The organism is Clostridium sp. TJA038 (genome assembly GCF_058310255.1).
In genome coordinates, this window is record NZ_JBZEFA010000005.1 from 42,944 (window position 1) to 60,364 (window position 17,421).

General features: G+C 28.3%; 16 protein-coding genes and 1 other annotated feature. Of the genes, 12 read left to right on the forward strand and 4 right to left on the reverse strand.

Annotation, left to right across the window (positions count from 1 at the left end; translation table 11 throughout):
• Positions 1-60 precede the first annotated feature (60 nt).
• The 3 genes from AC4FQV_RS09240 to AC4FQV_RS09250 are packed head-to-tail and all read left to right on the forward strand — an operon-like array spanning position 61 to position 3,107.
• The gene (locus tag AC4FQV_RS09240) at positions 61-1,491 is read left to right on the forward strand and encodes an NAD(P)/FAD-dependent oxidoreductase (RefSeq protein WP_491140041.1); all 1,431 of its coding nucleotides are present in this window, start codon (positions 61-63) and stop codon (positions 1,489-1,491) included.
• Positions 1,492-1,503: 12 nt separating this feature from the next.
• Positions 1,504-2,757 (forward strand): NAD(P)/FAD-dependent oxidoreductase, encoded by a 1,254-nt coding sequence (locus tag AC4FQV_RS09245; protein ID WP_491140040.1) that lies wholly within the window; start codon positions 1,504-1,506, stop codon positions 2,755-2,757.
• A gap of 2 nt (positions 2,758-2,759) precedes the next feature.
• Complete coding sequence (locus AC4FQV_RS09250; RefSeq protein WP_491140039.1) at positions 2,760-3,107, forward strand: DUF1667 domain-containing protein; 348 nt, start codon at positions 2,760-2,762, stop codon at positions 3,105-3,107.
• Positions 3,108-3,306: 199 nt separating this feature from the next.
• Here the strand turns inward: AC4FQV_RS09250 and AC4FQV_RS09255 are convergent, their stop codons facing one another.
• Positions 3,307-4,482 carry a class I SAM-dependent rRNA methyltransferase gene (locus AC4FQV_RS09255; protein ID WP_491165372.1) on the reverse strand — a complete coding sequence of 392 codons (1,176 nt, stop codon included), beginning with the start codon at positions 4,480-4,482 and terminating at the stop codon, positions 3,307-3,309.
• A 160-nt stretch (positions 4,483-4,642) separates the two neighbouring features.
• Between AC4FQV_RS09255 and AC4FQV_RS09260 the strand changes: the two genes are divergently transcribed.
• From AC4FQV_RS09260 to AC4FQV_RS09270, 3 genes are all read left to right on the forward strand, one after another.
• A complete protein-coding gene (locus AC4FQV_RS09260) occupies positions 4,643-4,954 on the forward strand; it encodes a hypothetical protein (protein WP_491165373.1) in 312 nt (103 codons plus the stop codon).
• 146 nt (positions 4,955-5,100) lie between these two features.
• Positions 5,101-7,029, forward strand: coding sequence for an ABC-F family ATP-binding cassette domain-containing protein (locus AC4FQV_RS09265; RefSeq protein WP_491140035.1), 1,929 nt, complete (start codon positions 5,101-5,103; stop codon positions 7,027-7,029).
• Positions 7,030-7,190: 161 nt separating this feature from the next.
• Complete coding sequence (locus AC4FQV_RS09270; RefSeq protein WP_491140034.1) at positions 7,191-7,799, forward strand: DUF1643 domain-containing protein; 609 nt, start codon at positions 7,191-7,193, stop codon at positions 7,797-7,799.
• Positions 7,800-7,933: 134 nt separating this feature from the next.
• On the opposite strand, the gene AC4FQV_RS09275 is transcribed toward AC4FQV_RS09270, so the two are convergent.
• The gene (locus AC4FQV_RS09275) at positions 7,934-8,149 is read right to left on the reverse strand and encodes a (2Fe-2S)-binding protein (protein WP_491140033.1); all 216 of its coding nucleotides are present in this window, start codon (positions 8,147-8,149) and stop codon (positions 7,934-7,936) included.
• Positions 8,150-8,432: 283 nt separating this feature from the next.
• Positions 8,433-8,713: a binding site (T-box leader), on the forward strand.
• 99 nt (positions 8,714-8,812) lie between these two features.
• Between AC4FQV_RS09275 and ileS the strand changes: the two genes are divergently transcribed.
• The gene (ileS, locus tag AC4FQV_RS09280; RefSeq protein ID WP_491165374.1) at positions 8,813-11,932 is read left to right on the forward strand and encodes an isoleucine--tRNA ligase; all 3,120 of its coding nucleotides are present in this window, start codon (positions 8,813-8,815) and stop codon (positions 11,930-11,932) included.
• Between the two features lie 36 nt (positions 11,933-11,968).
• Here ileS and AC4FQV_RS09285 read toward each other — a convergent pair whose 3' ends face one another.
• Complete coding sequence (locus AC4FQV_RS09285) at positions 11,969-12,298, reverse strand: rhodanese-like domain-containing protein (protein ID WP_491140031.1); 330 nt, start codon at positions 12,296-12,298, stop codon at positions 11,969-11,971.
• Positions 12,299-12,642: 344 nt separating this feature from the next.
• On the opposite strand from AC4FQV_RS09285, the gene AC4FQV_RS09290 reads away from it, so the two are divergent.
• The 5 genes from AC4FQV_RS09290 (at position 12,643) to AC4FQV_RS09310 (ending at position 17,141) form a co-directional block, all read left to right on the forward strand.
• Positions 12,643-13,641: a LacI family DNA-binding transcriptional regulator gene (locus AC4FQV_RS09290; protein ID WP_491140030.1), complete on the forward strand. Its 999-nt coding sequence runs from the start codon at positions 12,643-12,645 to the stop codon at positions 13,639-13,641.
• A 97-nt stretch (positions 13,642-13,738) separates the two neighbouring features.
• Positions 13,739-14,167 (forward strand): thioredoxin fold domain-containing protein, encoded by a 429-nt coding sequence (locus AC4FQV_RS09295; protein WP_491140029.1) that lies wholly within the window; start codon positions 13,739-13,741, stop codon positions 14,165-14,167.
• 3 nt (positions 14,168-14,170) lie between these two features.
• Positions 14,171-14,863: a cytochrome c biogenesis CcdA family protein gene (locus tag AC4FQV_RS09300; RefSeq protein ID WP_491140028.1), complete on the forward strand. Its 693-nt coding sequence runs from the start codon at positions 14,171-14,173 to the stop codon at positions 14,861-14,863.
• 107 nt (positions 14,864-14,970) lie between these two features.
• Positions 14,971-15,600: a hypothetical protein gene (locus AC4FQV_RS09305; RefSeq protein WP_491140027.1), complete on the forward strand. Its 630-nt coding sequence runs from the start codon at positions 14,971-14,973 to the stop codon at positions 15,598-15,600.
• 173 nt (positions 15,601-15,773) lie between these two features.
• A complete protein-coding gene (locus tag AC4FQV_RS09310) occupies positions 15,774-17,141 on the forward strand; it encodes an MATE family efflux transporter (RefSeq protein WP_491140026.1) in 1,368 nt (455 codons plus the stop codon).
• A 39-nt stretch (positions 17,142-17,180) separates the two neighbouring features.
• On the opposite strand, the gene AC4FQV_RS09315 is transcribed toward AC4FQV_RS09310, so the two are convergent.
• A complete protein-coding gene (locus AC4FQV_RS09315; protein WP_491140025.1) occupies positions 17,181-17,360 on the reverse strand; it encodes a hypothetical protein in 180 nt (59 codons plus the stop codon).
• Positions 17,361-17,421 lie beyond the last annotated feature (61 nt).

Consider the following 17,421-nt stretch of genomic DNA (forward strand, 5'->3'; position numbering starts at 1 on the left):
TTCGTATGTCTTTTTTGAGTTTAGTTCTTTTTTTATTTTCAAAAAAGGGAGAGATATTTAATGATTTATGATGTAGCAATTATAGGAGCTGGAATAGTAGGCGGAGCAATATTTAGAGAATTAACAAAGTATAATTTAAAAGTTGTAGAATTAGAAAAAGAAAATGATGTTGCTATGGGAGCATCTAAAGCAAATTCAGCAATTGTCCATTCAGGATATGATCCAGAACCTGGAACATTAATGGCAAAATACAATGTTGAAGGAAATAAGATGTTTGATAAATTATGTAGTGATTTATCAGTTCCATTTAAAAGAAATGGATCATTAATTATAGGTTTTGATGAAGATGATGAAAAAGAGCTTAAGGTTCTATATGACAGAGGCATTAAAAATGGTGTTGAAGGTCTAAAAATAATATCAAGAGAAGAAGTTTTAGAAATGGAACCAAATATAAATGAAAAAGTTAAAAGTGCTTTATATTGTCCAACAGGAGGAATTGTTGGAGCCTTTGAACTTACTATAGCTCTTTCAGAAAATGCCATAGAAAATGGTGGGGAATTAAGACTAAACTCTAAAGTTGTTGGAATTGAAAAAGATGAAAACTTCAAGATAAAACTTGAAAATGGGGATGTAGTAGAAGCTAAGTTCATAGTGAACGCAGCAGGGGTTTATGCAGACAAGATTCATAATATGGTTTGTAAAGAAGAATTTAAAATAACTCCTAGAAAAGGTGAATACTATGTTTTAGATAAAAATCAAGGAGATTTATTTGAAAAGACAATTTTCCAATGTCCAACTAAGCTTGGAAAAGGGGTTTTAGTTACTCCTACAGTTCATGGAAACTTATTAGTTGGTCCTGATGCTATTGATACAAATGATAAGGACTCTGTTTCTACAGAATATGATGGATTAGCTAAAGTTAGAGAGGTATCTCTAAAAACAACTAATAAAATTAACTTTAGAGAAAATATTAGAAACTTTTCAGGACTTCGTGCTATAGCAGATAGACCTGATTTTATAATAGAAGAAGCTAAAGATGTTAAAGGATTTGTTGATGTAGCAGGAATAAAATCACCAGGTTTAACTTCAGCTCCAGCTATTGCTTTAGATGTAGTAAAAATCCTTGGAGAAGCTGGATTAAAGTTAGAAGAAAAAGATGATTTTAATGGTAAGAGAGAACAAATTTACTTTGTAGAACTTTCAGCAGAAGAAAAAGCAAACTTAATCAAAAAAGATAGCAGATACGGAAGAATAATCTGTAGATGTGAAAATGTAACTGAAGGTGAAATAGTAGATAGTATAAATAGAACATTAGGTGCTAGAACCATTGATGGTGTTAAGAGAAGATGTAGACCAGGTAGTGGAAGATGCCAAGGAGGATTCTGTGGTCCTAGAGTTCAAGAAATAATATCTCGTGAAACTGGTATGAATATTGAAGAAGTGCTTTTAGATAAAAATGGTTCATATATAATAAGTGGTAAAACAAAGTAGGAGGACATGGTTATGAAATATGATTTAGTAGTTGTAGGTGGAGGTCCAGCAGGATTAGCAGCAGCTTATGAAGCTTATGAAAATGGTGTAGAAAAAATATTAATTATAGAAAGAGATAAAGAGCTAGGTGGAATCTTAAATCAATGTATTCATAACGGATTTGGCCTACATACTTTTAAAGAAGAACTTACAGGACCAGAATATGCTGGAAGATTTATTGATATGGTAAAGGGAACTAACATAGATGTAATGTTAGATACAATGGTTCTAGAAATAGAGGATAAAGTAATACATGCTATAAGTGCAGAAAAAGGATATTTAACAATAGAGGCAGAAGCTATCGTTTTAGCTATGGGATGTCGTGAGAGAACAAGAGGTGCTATAAGTATTCCTGGAGATAGACCATCAGGAATTTTTACAGCTGGGGCAGCTCAAAGATTTATAAATATGGAAGGTTATATGGTTGGTAAAAAGGTAGTTATTTTAGGTTCTGGAGATATTGGACTTATAATGGCTAGAAGAATGACTCTTGAAGGTGCTAAGGTAGAAGCAGTTGTTGAACTTATGCCTTATTCAAATGGATTAACTAGAAATATAGTTCAATGCTTAGAGGATTATGGAATTCCATTATACCTATCTCACACAGTTGTTGATGTTAAAGGTGATGGAAGATTAGAGAAAGTTATTATAGCTAAGGTTGATGAAAATAGACAACCTATAAAAGGTACTGAAATAGAGTTTGATGCTGATACTTTATTATTATCAGTTGGATTAATACCAGAAAATGAACTTTCAAAAAATGCTGGGGTTCAACTAGATTTTAGAACTAATGGTCTTGTAGTTTCAGAGAGCATGGAAACAAACAAGGAAGGTGTATTTGCTTGTGGTAATGTTGTTCATGTTCATGATTTAGTTGACTTTGTAACTGAAGAAGCTAAAAATGCGGGTAGAAATGCAGCTAAGTATATTAAGGGTAAAAAGAGATTAAACAAATTTGTTGAGATAAAAAATGGAGAGAATATAAGTTATACAGTTCCTCAAAAATTTGAAATTGAATCTTTAGATGGCAATTTAAATGTATTTATGAGAGTTAGAAATGTATTTAAGAATAAGCAAATAGTTGTTAGAGATGAGGAAGGAAATGTTATTCAAAAGTTCAAAAAGCCTCATGTAGTTCCAGCTGAGATGGAGAGAATTACAATTCTTAAAGACAAATTAAAAGATGCTAAAGGTGCAATAACAATTTCTTTAGAGGATGGTGAATAATTATGATGAGAGAGTTAATATGTATAGTATGTCCTAGAGGATGTCATTTAACAGTAGATACAGAGCAAGAAAAAGTTACAGGTAACACTTGTAAAAGAGGAGAAATTTATGGTTTAAATGAGGTTAAAAATCCTACAAGAACAGTAACTTCAACTGTTAAGATTGAGGGCTGTGATAATATGGTTGTTCCAGTAAAAACAGCAGAACCTATTCCAAAAGGTATGATATTTGATGTTATGAAAGAAATAAATAAAGCTTCTGTTAAATTACCTATTAAAGTTGGTGATGTCATAATAGAAGATGTTTTAGGAACTGGAGTTAGTATAGTTTCTGCAAAAACAGTTATGTAAATAAAAAAGGTATCTGAATTTCAGATACCTTTTTTTGTACAATCTAATATTATATGCAAAATTAGGATAGAACAAATTACCCTAAATAGCTTAGAAATGGTAGTATAAATTGTTCTTAAACCTTTGTTTAAGGGGAGTTACCATAAAGTTTCGCTATAATTATATATTAACCAAATAATTTATTTTTAAACTTAAATTCTTAAAATACTTGGAATATAAAGAATTTTAAGTAATATGATTCATCAGAATTCCAAAGTATAGGGTGGTCTGCACTTTGAGTTCTAACTTCTACTTGTCTTAAAGTTCTTCTAGCATCATGAGCGGCTTCAGCTACAGTCTTTTTTAATTGTTCTTCGTCCATATAATGTGAGCAAGAACATGTAGCAAAGTAGCCACCTTCTTTAACCATTTTTATTCCTCTAAGGTTTATCTCTTTATATCCTCTTATGGCTTGTTTAACAGTATTTCTTGATTTAGTAAAGGCAGGTGGGTCTAAGATAACAACATCAAATTTTTTACCTTCTCTTGACCAATCTCCTAAAACATCAAAAGCATTATGTTTTTCAAATTTAACTATATCTTGAAGGTTATTAAGTTCTGCATTTCTAGTTGCACAATCTACAGCATGTTGAGATACATCTATTCCTAAAACAGATTTAGCTCCTGCTATACCAGCATTTAATGCAAAGGAGCCTGTGTGAGTAAAGCAATCTAAAACATCCATGCCCTTACATATTCTATGCATTGCAGCTCTATTTTCTTTTTGATCTAAGAAGAAACCTGTTTTTTGACCATTTTCTAAGTCAACTATGTATTTAACTTCATTTTCAATTATCTCTATGTCAGTATTAAAAGGTTCTGTTAAAAATCCTTTTCTTTGCTCTAGTCCTTCTATTTCTCTAGTTTTTATGTCGCTTCTTTCATAAACACCTTTAGCTTTATATTCTTCAACTAGAAGTTTAACTATTAATTCTCTATATTTATCCATTCCAAGAGTTGATATTTGAATTACATAGTAGTCTTCAAATTTATCAACTGTTAAACCAGGAAGGAAATCCGCTTCTCCAAATATAAATCTACAAGAGGAAGTATCAATAACTTTTTGTCTATATTCCCATGCAGTTTTAAATCTCTTTTTAAAGAAATCATAATTAATTTCTTCATCTATATCTTTAGTCATTATTCTTATAGTTATTTTGCTTCTGTCATTTATGTATCCTTTTCCTAAGAAGTATCCTTTATGATTATAAACTTCAACTATATCTCCATTTTCATAGTCTCCATCATATTCATTTATTTCATCAATATATATCCAAGGTCTGCCTTGTTCAGCTTTTTTGTTTTTACCTTTGTGTAAATAAAACTTACTCGCCATTTAAATAGCTCCTTCCAAAATAATTCTTATAAGATTATAACATATTCTTTGATTTTCAAGAGGTTTAAAATGTATTTATAAAAAATAAATTTATACTTTAGAATAATATTATTTGTATAAATGTATATTTTTAATAAGAGTAATTTTTATGGTGAAATAAATGATAAAGGCTATAGTTGTTCCAACACCTAAAAAGATAAAAAAATACATAGGAATTTTTGATTTTAAGCAGATTAAAAGATTAGTAATTACTAAGGAGAGAATAGTTTTATATGGGATTATAGGTACTGGTATTATAATAATAGCATTTAATAAATTGCCTTATAAGGTATTTGTAATAGGGAGTTTAATATATAATGGTATTGCCTATGAAGTTTTAGAAAAATGGTATAAGGACTATGGAGATGATGAAATTATTAAATCTATGAGTGATACATCTTTATATTTAAATAATTTTTATAGAATAAGATAGGTATTTTAGGAAATTAATATATAAATTTGTTTTAAAAGATATATTTAAAATTTATTATTTTAAGTATATCTTATTTTATTTTTGGAAGAAGGTTCAGTTTATATTATAATTAAAATAAGATTTGTTTTGAAAAGGATGGATAATCAATGAATTTAATAACTCTTGAAAATATAAGTAAGAGCTATTCAGAAAAAATTTTAGCTAACAATGTGTCTTTAGGAATAAATGAAGGAGAGAAGATTGGTCTTATAGGCGTTAACGGAACAGGAAAGTCTTCTTTTTTAAAAATAGTTGCTGGTGTTGAAGAACCAGATGAAGGAACAGTAACTAAAGGAAATAGAGTAAGAATTGAGTATCTTGCTCAAACTCCAGATTATGATGATAATGCTACTGTTTTAGAACAAGTTTTTAAGGGTAATTCAGAAGAAATGAAAATTTTAAGAGAGTATGAGGAATTGCTTGAGAAAATTGATAAAGGTGAAGTTAAGGAAAGTGATTCAGAGAGATTAATAAAGCTTCAAGGAAAGATAGATGCCTTAAATTTATGGGATATGGAAAGTGAAGCAAAAAATGTTTTAACTAAGCTTGGAATAACTAACTTTGATGAGAAAGTTGGAAATCTTTCAGGAGGACAAAAAAAGAGAATAATGCTTGCAGCGGCATTAATAACTCCCTGTGAATTATTAATATTAGATGAGCCTACTAACCATTTAGATAATGAAACAATAAGTTGGTTAGAAGAGTATTTAAATAATAGAAAAGGTGCTCTTTTAATGATTACTCATGATAGATATTTTTTAGATAGAGTAACAAATAGAATATTAGAATTAGATAGAGGCAGATTATTTAGTTATGATGGAAATTACTCTGTTTTCTTAGAAAAGAAGATGGAGAGAATAGCTATAGAAAAAGCAAGTGAAGAAAAAAGACAAAACCTTATGAGAAAGGAATTAGCTTGGGTAAGAAGAGGTGCTAAAGCAAGAACTACTAAGCAAAAAGCTAGACTTCAAAGATTTGATGAACTAGTAAATCAAGAAGGTTTTATTGAAAATGAAAATATAGAAATCTCTGTTATGGGAACAAGATTAGGAAAGAAAATAATAGAGATAGAACATTTAAGTAAAAGCTTTGGAAATAAAAAGATTGTTGATGATTTTAACTATATAGTCCTAAGAAGTGATAGAATAGGTATTGTAGGTCCTAATGGAATAGGAAAATCAACACTTATGGGAATGATAGAAGGAAAGATTAAGCCAGATAGTGGAGAGATAATAAAAGGTGAAACTGTAAAAATAGCTTGTTTTTCACAGGAAGATACACATATGCATCCAGAAATGAGAGCTATAGATTATATAAAGGAAGCGGGAGAATATTTACAAACTGCTACGGGAGAAAGAATAACTGCATCACAAATGTGTGAAAAATTTTTATTTGATGGAACACTTCAATGGACAATGATAGGAATGCTATCAGGAGGAGAGAGAAGAAGACTTCATCTTTTAAGAGTTTTAATGGAAGCTCCTAATGTGCTTTTATTAGATGAGCCTACAAATGATTTAGATATTGAAACTTTAAATAGATTAGAGGATTATTTAGATGATTTTGGAGGAGTTGTTATAACTGTATCACATGATAGATATTTCTTAGATAGAATTTGTAATAAGATATTTTCTTATGAAGGCAATGGAAAAATAGCTGTTTATAATGGTAATTATGGGGATTATCTTTTAAACAAAGCAGAAGAAGTTGTTAATAAGAAAGAAAAAGAACAATCTGTGGATAAAAATAAAAAAGAACAACCTGTGGATAAAAACAAAGATAAGAGCAAGGTTTTAAAATTTTCATTTAAAGAACAAAGAGAGTTTGAAAGTATAGATGAAGAAATAATGAAGATAGAAGAAAAAATTGAAGAAGTAGATTCTTTAATGGCAAAACATGCTTCAGAATATGGAAGGCTTCAAGAACTAATAGAAGAGAAAGAAAAGCTAGAAAATGATTTAGCTTTTAAATATGAGAGATGGGAATATCTTAACGAATTAGCGGCACAAATAGAAGAAAATAAGAAAAATAAATAATATTATTTTTCTTAGATAATATATTTTTAGAATAGAAATTAAATTTATATAAATTTGTAGAATTTCTAAATATTCGATTATATACTAAACTAAAGTTAGAATATACTTAATACAAATATATTGAGGCTAAGGAACTAGAGTTGGTAAAAAGGGGAGCGCTTATGCAAAAGTATTGTAAAAATCAAAATAATATAAATATTTTATTAGATCATGAAGGTGGAAGGTGCTTTAAGGTTACTTTTACTTTAAATGAAGAGGGTACTAGTAATATATTAGTTATAACTAGAGCACCAAAATCACATAATGTTGAGGATTTAAGAAAAGAGTTTAATAAAGCTATAAGATATTTAATTAATAATGAATATGAGCTTGGAGTAATAAGAGAAATAAATTTTGTATTTTTATTTCCTGTTATTGAATATAGTAAAGATGTTTTAGAAGAAGTTTATAACTCTAAAGGAGAATTATTTTTATGTGGAAATGATGGTTTTATTAAAAATGGAGAATATTTAAAAAATGATTTAATAATATTCGAAAGCTTAATAAATAGTTCTCATATAATATTTTCTTGGGGAGAGCCAACCTCTAAAGTTATTAAAAAGGTATATGAAAGTAGATTGCATTATCTTTTAAAAGGATTTAAAGTTGTAAAAAATAATTGTTTTGATTTAAAGAAGTTTTACTGTGTAGGACCTCTTACAAATCAAGGATACCCTAGACATTATAATAGTTGGTCAAAAAACTTAGATTTAATAGAATTTGAAATTTAAAAAAAGCCTTGTATCAATTTAATTTTGATACAAGGCTTTTTTATAACTTTATAAAGTAAAAAAAGAGTACCTATACAGGTACTCTTTTAGGGAGATACAAAATTAAAACAGTAAATAAGTTTTGCTTAAAAGAATTATTGGTTATCTTCAATTAATTCTTCAATTTTATCTCTACATCTGCAACCCTTACAAGAACCAGTTGTAGCACCAGTTTTTTTAGCTACTGCTTCAACTGTGTTTGCACCATCTTTGATGGCTTCCTTAATTTTTGCTCTTGAGATTGCTCTGCAGATACAAACTTTAGTCATTTTATCAATTACTTGTTGATTTAAATTATTGTTATCAGTCATACTATTTTCCTCCTATTTATGTAAAGTAAAACAGCACGATTAACAAAAGGGAATGGAATGTATTTGATGATTTAATTATAAGTTACTTGATAAGAAAAGTCAACATTAAATAATAAAAATTATTCATTAACTTTTATTATCTTTAATGAATAGTATTTTCTTATACTATTAGACTATGTCAAAAATGATTTTTTATTATAATTTATATTAAATAATTAATCTAATCTTTCAAATATATGGTTTTGTTACGTTGACTTTTTAAAAGTGCTATTATATAATTTCTTTAAAGACTGTGAACAGGGCAAGTACTTAAATAGAACTTTATTCAGAGAGTAGTTGTTTGGTGTGAAACTATAGGTATATTTAAGGAAAATCACCTGGGAGTTGGAGACTGAAAGGAATATATTCTTATTAAGTTATCCCGTATATCTACGTTATAGGATGCGAGCATTATAGGTGCTTTTAATTACCTATCATAAAAATGTAAAATTTTAATACTTATAATTAAATTATTAGATAGGTTTGAACTTTAGGTGGTATAGCGAATACAACTTCGTCCTTTTGGGATGGAGTTTTTTTATTTTATCTAAAGTAAACTGGCTAAATAATTTATTATTAGTAAATAATTAAAATATTAAACAAGAGAAGGAAAGGAGTTTCAATATGTATAAAAAAGTTGAATTACCTAAGGGTTTTGTTGGTGTAGAAAAAGAAGTTGCAGACCTTTGGAAAGAAAAAAATATAATAAAAAAGAACTTTGATATGAATCAAGATGGTGAATACTTTACTTTCTATGACGGACCTCCAACAGCTAATGGTAAACCTCATGTAGGTCATGTTTTAACAAGAGTTATGAAAGATATAATCCCAAGATATAAAGTTATGAAGGGATATAAGGTTATAAGAAAAGCTGGATGGGATACTCATGGACTTCCAGTTGAACTTGAAATCGAGAAGAAGCTTGGAATTTCAGGTAAACCTCAAATAGAAGATTATGGGGTTGAAAAGTTTGTAACTGAATGTAAGGATAGTGTATTCACATATGTTAGCATGTGGGAAAAAATGACTGAGCAAATAGGTTACTGGGTAGATATGGAAAATCCATATGTTACTTACCATAATCCATACATAGAATCAGTATGGTGGGCTTTAAAGCAAATGTGGGATAAAAAACTTTTATATAAAGGTTATAAAACAATGCCTTACTGCCCAAGATGTGGAACAAGTTTATCTTCTCATGAAGTTTCACAAGGATATAAAGATGTTAAAGACTTAACAGCTATAGCTAAGTTTAAAGTTAAAGGAGAAGATAATAAATACTTCTTAGCTTGGACAACAACTCCTTGGACTTTACCTTCAAACGTTGCTTTATGTATAAATAAAGCTTATGACTATGTAGAGGCTAAAGAAGCAGAAGGAGATGAAATCTACATCTTAGCTAAAGAATTAGCACCTAAAGTTTTAGGAGAAGGCTTTGAAATAGTAAGAGAATTCAAAGGTGAAGAACTATTAGGAATGGAATATGAACAGTTATTACCATTTGTAACTCCAACAGAAGGAAAAGCTTTCGTAGTTGTTCATGGAGATTATGTAACATTATCAGATGGTACAGGTATAGTTCATATAGCACCTGCTTATGGTGAGGATGATAACTTAATTGGAAAGCAAAATGGATTAGCATTCTTAAATTTAGTTGATTTAAGTGGTAACTTTGTAGAAGAAGTAACTCCATGGGCTGGAAAGTTTGTTAAAAAGTGCGACCAACAAATAGTTGATTACTTAAAAGAACAAAACAAGTTATTTAAAGCTGAAAAGCATACTCACTCATATCCACATTGTTGGAGATGTGATACACCGCTACTTTACTATCCAAAGGAAAGCTGGTTTGTTGCAATGACAACATTAAGAGATAAACTTTTAGCAAATAATGAAAAGATAAATTGGTATCCTGATAACATAAAGAACGGTAGATTTGGTAAGTTCTTAGAAAATGTTATAGATTGGGGTATTTCAAGAGATAGATACTGGGGAACTCCACTTCCAATATGGGAATGTGAGTGCGGACATAGAGAGTGTATAGGAAGTATTGAAGAATTAAAAACTAAAGGAATAAATGTTCCTGAAGATATAGAACTTCATAAACCATACATTGATAAGGTTCATTTAAATTGTCCTCATTGTAATAAAGAAATGAAGAGAACAGCGGAGGTTATTGACTGTTGGTTTGATTCAGGTTCAATGCCATTTGCACAACATCATTATCCATTTGAAAATAAAGAATTATTTGAGGCAAATTATCCTGCTCAATTTATATCAGAGGCTGTTGACCAAACAAGAGGTTGGTTTTATACATTATTAGCAATTTCAACTGCTATATTTGATAGAAATCCATTTGAAAACTGTATAGTTTTAGGTCATGTTCTTGATAAAAAAGGATTAAAGATGTCAAAATCTAAAGGAAATGTAGTAGATCCATTTGAAGTGCTTGATTCACAAGGAGCTGATGCTACAAGATGGCATTTCTATACTGCAAGTGCTCCATGGTTACCAACTAGATTTTCAATAGAAGATGTTGCTGAAACTCAAAGAAAATTCTTAAGTACATTATGGAATGTTTACTCATTCTATGTTTTATACGCAGAGTTAGATAAATTTAATCCATTAGAGTATAAAGATTTCGTATCAGAAAATGTAATGGATAAATGGATAATGTCAAAACTTAATACTTTAGTTAAGGATGTAGATGACCATTTAAATAACTACAGAATAACTCAAGCAGCTTTAGAGATAGAAGAATTTACTGATGAATTATCAAACTGGTATGTAAGAAGAAATAGAGCTAGATACTGGTCTGAAGAATTAACTGATGATAAGATAGGTGCATACACTACTTTATACAGAGTTTTAGTAACTTTATGTAAAGTTTCAGCTCCATTTGTACCATTTATAACTGAAGAAATATATCAAAACTTAGTAGTTAACTTAGATGAAAATGCTTTAGAAAGTATACACTTAGGAGCATGGCCTGAAGTTGATGAAAAAGCTATAGATAAGAAGTTAGAAGAAAAAATGGATTTAGCTTATAAAATAGTTAAACTAGGAAGAAGTGCTAGAAATGGTGCTAATATAAAAAATAGACAGCCACTTTCAAAAATGCTTCTTTCAACTTCAGAACTTCCAAACTATTATGGAGATATAATAAAAGATGAGTTAAATATTAAGGAAGTAGAGTTAGGTGCAGACCTTTCTAAATATGTTAACTTTGAAATTAAACCTAACTTACCTGTTTTAGGAAGAGCTTATGGTAAGTTAATACCAGCTATAAGAAAAGAAATAGCTTCAAGAAATCAAATGGAATTAGCTCAAAAAATCCAAAATGGTGGAGTTGAAGTTATAACTATAGATGGAAATGACATAGAATTAAATGCTGAAAACTTACTTGTAACAATGCAAGGATTAGAAGGATTTGCTTTTGCAGGAGAAGGTTCAGTAGGTGTTGTTTTAGATACTACTATAACTGATGAATTAAGAGAAGAAGGTCATGTAAGAGAAATTATATCAAAGATTCAAAACATGAGAAAAGAAAGTGGTTTTGAAGTTGCTGATAAGATAACTCTTTATGTAGCTAACAATCAAATGCTTTTAGAGGTAATTAAGAAATTTGAAGAGGTTATAAAGAAAGAAACTTTAACAGAGGAAATTGTTTATAACGGAGAAGCTAATTATTCAGAAGCTAAAATAAATGGTGAAATATTAAACATGGCTGTTTCAAAAAGAGATTAAAATAAAAAGAGAGCAATTTTAATTGCTCTCTTTTTATTATTTTTCCCAAAGCTCTTTTGGAGCTTCATTAACTAACTTTGAAAATCCACCTAACATATTATAAAGCTTAGTAAATCCATTATCCTCTAAGATTTCACAAGCTTGCATACTTCTAGAGCCTCTTCTACAGTAAACAAGAATTGGAGAATCTTCATAGCCGTCAAGTTCGTCTATAGAAAATAATAATCTTCCTAAAGGAATAAGTTTAGCATTTTTTATATGGCCTTCTTCATTATATTCTTCTTCAGTTCTTACATCTAAAATTAATAAATCTTTTTCTTCTTCTATTAGATTTATAGATTCTCTTATATCTATATCTTTATACATTTTATTTACCTCCTAAAAATTTTCCTTATCTGTTATAAATTTTTAAAGTGTGGTTAATATAATCAATAAATAATAATATATTGATTATACAACATAATTCAAATAATTAATAAATAATATTATAAGAAAAAACTAATATAATAAGAATTTTTGCATTGAATTACCATTTGAATTTTATTACAATTATTAATAAGAAAACGTTTTTTTAAGGGAGAATTTGAGAGGAATTTAATCAAATTTTAGAAATGCACATAAATTCCTTGTATAAATGTAAACTTATCATTATAATATTGAAGTATTAAGAAATAGATAGGTAATAAGTTAGAGTATAGGAGTTGAGTTAGATGGCTGCTTCAATTAAAGATGTTGCTAGAGAAGCTGGAGTATCAATAGCAACAGTTTCAAGAGTATTAAATGACATTGACGTTGTAAACGAAGAAACGAAGAAAAAAGTTTTAGAAGCGATAAAAAAATTAGGGTACAGACCTAATATAGTAGCAAGAAGTTTAAAAACACATAGAACAAGAACTGTAGGGATATTAGTACCTGACATATCAAATCAAATATATCCTGAAATAGTTAGAGGTGCTGAAGATGTAGCAAACATATATAAATATAATGTAATGTTATGTAATTCAGACTTAGACTTAGAAAAGGAAAAAGAGTACTTAAGAGTTCTTAAGGAAAAAATGGTTGATGGTGTTCTTTACATGAGTTCATCTTTAGGAGAAGAAACTTTAAATTTAATAAACGAATTAGATTTAAAAACAGTTTTAGTTGAAAATGATGAGCAAAATGGAAAGTTCCCAAGTGTAACTATAGACAATGAAAAAGCTACATATGAAGCCACTAAGCATTTAATAGATAAAGGAATGAAGAACATAGCCTTTATAGGTGTAGAAGGTGATTTAAATAATGCTTGGGGAAAAAGATATAAAGGATATAAAGCTGCATTAAAAGATTCTAATATAGAATTAAATGAAGAATTAACTTATTTTAAAAATTTAAAAGTTAAAACAGGTTATGATGCAATTTTAACAATCCTTGATAGAGGGCAAGACATAGAAGGCATAATATGTGCTTCAGATGAAATAGCTATGGGTGCTATAAATGCTTTAAGGGATAAGGGAATAAGTGTTCCTGAAGAAGTAAGTGTTATTGGTTTTAATGACATAGACTTAGCCCATGTATTTTATCCAAAATTAACAACAGTAGCACAACCTATGTATGATATGGGCTCTATTGCTATGAGAATGTTAATTAAAATTATAAATAATAAACCACTAGATCAAGATCATTTTGTGTTAAATCATGAATTGATAGAAAGAGATAGTTGTAAATAATTAATGCATAAAAAATGCATAATCCTTAGGTAACATAAGATTAAACTATGTTGCCTTTTTATTTTGCAAAAATTAATTTTAAGGGGGGAATTTGGAGGTGAATAAAAAGAAAAAAATAGTTATACTAAGTCTTGTTTTTATTTCCTTAGTTACTATTTATTTTGGGAAGAATTATTTAGAAGCTAAAAAGGAAGAAAGTTTTAAAAATACAAATGTAATTAAAAGCTTAGAAGAAGCTAAAAGTGAAGTACCGACAATAATAATGTTTAAAACAGATACATGCCCCTATTGTGTAGAAATGCAAAAAGAGTTAAGTGAAGTTTCTAAAGGTAGAGAAGGAAAATTTAATATTTATTATGCAAGATTAGAAGAAGAAAAAAATATAGATTTAGCAGATAAATATGATGCAAAGGTTGTTCCTACAACAGTTTTTTTAGATAAAAATGGAGAAGAATTTTATATACATCAAGGTCTTATGAGAAGAAATAGCATAGAAGTAATTTTAAATTCTTTGGGGGTTAAATAATTTATGGAGTTTTTATCTTATTTTAACAATATAATATTAGATAATTGGTTTTTAGCTATTTTCCTTTCATTTTTTGCTGGTATCGTAGCTTCCTTTAGTCCTTGCATACTATCATCTATACCATTATTAATAGGCTATGTAGAAGGAAATAATATTAAAGATAATAAAAAAGCTTTTAAATATTCTATTTTATTTTCCTTAGGAATTGGAATATCCTTTACTTTAATAGGATTATTTACAGCTTTAGTAGGAAAAGCATTTATTGGGGCAGGGAAGTTTTGGTATGTTATATTAGCTTTTATTATGATAGCTTCTGGATTGCAAGTTTTAGAGGTTATAAATTTATTTGGAGATAAAAAAGATTCCTGTAAGATTGTTAAAAAAAGAGATAATATTTTTGAGGCTTTATTTTTAGGGATACTAAGTGGAGTTTTATCATCTCCCTGTGCAACACCTATAATGGCAGCAATAATAACTTTTATAACAGCTAGTGGAAATTTATTTATCGGAATGATTATGCTTTTAATGTATTCTTTAGGGCATAGTGTACTAATAATTTTAGCAGGAACTTCTTTTGGATTAGTTGAAAAAATAGCCTATTCTGAAAAGGGAAAAAAGATAGGAAATTTATTAAAAAATATATTAGGAGTAATTATTATATTGATAGGATTTTATTTATTTTATATAGGAGTATAAAATATGTAAAACAAATATACAAAAAGTGTTAAATTAAAGTGAATTCAAGCAAAATTTATATTAATTTTGATATGATTATTATTATATATTTTGATTGGAGGAGTTTTATGGAGCAAAAAATTAATAAAAAATTATCTGTAGGACAGTTTTTAAAAGCTGTATTTAGCATATTTATTAAAAATTTAGGTAGCATAGCTATAATATCTATTCTTTTTGCTATTCCTACACTTTTAGGTGGGAATCCTATATTTGCTTTTATAGGAATATTTAGTTTAGCAATCTCATCTATAGCAATAATAAGATTAGCTAATAATTTTATTAATGGGGAAAAGGTTTCTTGGTTAGAAACAGTAAAGTCTGCCTTTAAGAATCCTGTTTTTCCTATAGGTGTATTTCTTATACAAAATCTTGCTGTTTCTTTAGGTTCTAGTATTTTTGCACCATTAGGAATAGTTATATCTTTATTTTTTGTAATAGCTATGCCATGCTCTATATTTGAAAATAAAAATATAATAGAAAGTATAAAGGAAAGTTTTATTTTAGTTAAAAACAACTTTTTAACTGTAGTTTTAAAGCAGGTAATTTTAGTTTTTATAATTAATTTTATAACAATTATACTTGCTTCAATATTAGGTCAAAATTTTATAACTGTATTGATTTTTTCTTTGATTGTAAATACTCTTACATCAGCTACATTAATAGGTGGAACTTTACTATATAGAGAATTAACTATGTAAATATTATAAAACCATATAAGAGTTAAGTTTGTTTAATTTTAGTGTATTTAAATAAATTTGACTTTTATGTGGTTTTTTTATTTTTTAAAATTAACTGACTAAAATTAAATAATTAATGTATAATAGATAAGTTAGTATATATTTAAGAAATATAGAATAAAGGAGGAAGGCTTATGAGAGATCAAAAATTACTAGGGGAAGAATCTGAAATAAAACTTTTAATAAAATACTCGGTACCAGCTATTATAGGTATGCTAGTTAATGCACTTTATAATATTGTTGATAGAATATTCATAGGACATATTCCTGGAGTTGGACCTATGGCCATTACTGGAGTGGCTATAACAATGCCTATTATGTCTATATTACTTGGGTTTGGAATGCTTATAGGAATTGGTGCAACAGCAAATATTTCTATAAAATTTGGTCAAAACAAAAGAAAAGATGCAGAGAAAATATTAGGAAATTCTATAGTTTTAGTAACAATAATTTCTTTAGTATTAACATTTATAGGAATAGCTTTTTCTGATAATATTTTAGGGTTATTTGGTGCTAGTGAAACTACAATTTTTTATGCAAAAGAGTATATAAATATAATACTTTTAGGAACTATATTTAATTTAATGTCCTTTTCACTGTATAGTACAATAAGAGCTGATGGAAATCCTAAAATGTCTGCTGCAGTAATGATTTTAGGATGTATTATAAATGTAATATTAGATGCAGTTTTTATTTTTGTATTTGATTTTGGAATAAAGGGAGCAGCTTTAGCTACTGTAATATCTCAAATAATTACAACTTTAATAATGTTTTATTATTATACTTTAGGAAGTTCAAATTTAAAATTGAAGTTAGAAACTCTTAAATTAGACTGGCCTTTAGTTAAGATTATTTTAGCAATAGGTGTAGCGCCTTTTTCAATGCAAATGGCAGCTAGTGTAGTTCAAGTAATAGCAAATAATGCTTTAAGAACTTATGGTGGTGATTTGGCTATGGGAGCTATGGCGATAATATCATCAGTATCTATGATTTTCTTAATGCCTATATTCGGAATAAATCAAGGGTCTCAACCTATTATTGGATATAATTATGGAGCAAAGAAGTATGATAGAGCACAAAAAACAGTAAAGTTAGCAATGATAGCTGCAACAATAATACTAGTTTTAGGCGGAATATTAATTCAAGCTTTCCCATCTTTTGTTATTGGCTTATTTAATTCAGATCCTAAGCTTTTAGAGATAGGAGTTCCTGGTCTTAGAATTTACTTACTTATGATGCCAATCATAGGAATATCAATAGTTGGTTCTAACTATTTCCAATCAATAGGAAAGGCTAAGTTAGCTACTTTCTTAAGTTTATTAAGACAGGTTATATTATTAATACCCTTAACTTTAATTTTACCTAAGGTTGCTGGGTTAGGCTTAACAGGTGTTTGGTTAGCTGGAACAGTATCAGACTTCTTATCAACATTAATTACAGGAGCTTTTGTAATTAAAGAATTTAAAAAAGAAGATAATATAAAATCAGAAGCTATAAATTAAAAAAAGCTGAGTTTAGTAATTACTAAGCTCAGCTTTTTTTTATATAATACCTTCATCTTTTAATAAATCTTCAAGTTTTTTTACTTTCTCTGTTAGAGTAACGAATTTTTGCTTTAAATCATCTTTGCTTAAAGCATCTATTTGAACTTCAAGTTCTTCTACAGTTTTTAAAACTTCATCTATATCTTGTTGAGCTAACTTTAAATTATTTTCGTTCATATAAAAATTCTCCTTTGAAGTAAATTCGTTCTTTGTAGTTTTATGGTAACACTACTATTCT